The organism is Arenibacter sp. F26102 (assembly GCF_023015865.1).
Classification (GTDB): Bacteria; Bacteroidota; Bacteroidia; order Flavobacteriales; family Flavobacteriaceae; genus Arenibacter.
Genome location: NZ_JALKBC010000055.1, coordinates 1 through 532, shown reverse-complemented (window position 1 = coordinate 532; position 532 = coordinate 1). Strand labels below are relative to the sequence as shown.

1 protein-coding gene is annotated in these 532 nt (G+C 49.2%); it reads left to right on the top strand.

The features are described 5' to 3' along the window. Nucleotides 1-532, top strand: a 532-nt coding sequence (locus MWU78_RS22220; RefSeq protein WP_247002007.1) for a PKD domain-containing protein, incomplete at both ends; no start/stop codon positions are given.

The window sequence follows — 532 nt, the reverse complement described above, 5'->3', positions numbered from 1 at the left end:
TTAACAATTCCTTTTTCCATTGTAGATCAGGGTGGGGGCAACCAGGCTCCCAATGCGGTTGCCAGTGCCACACCCTTAAATGGCAATGCCCCCTTGATTGTAAACTTTACAGGTAGTAACTCTACGGATGACAACGGGGTCTCTGGTTATTCATGGGATTTTGGTGATGGTACCGCGATTGTTACCACAGCCAATCCCTCACATACCTATACCGCCGCTGGAAATTACACTGCGGTACTTACGGTGATGGATTCTGGAGGTTTGGAGGATACGCAAACGGTGGTCATAACCGTGGAAGATGTACCACAGAATGCTGTTGCGAGCTTCACCTTGGTAGATGCGGATTTGGACGTGGACATGTTTAATTTATCCAATGGCCAGCAGATTAATTTGACCACGACCCAGGGCAAGGGATTGAATATAAGGGCAAATACCAACCCGGCCACGGTAGGCAGTGTCTTGTTGACGCTTTCGGGACCTGTGAACAACACCAGGAACGAGAATGTGGCTCCCTATGCGCTGTTAGGTGACA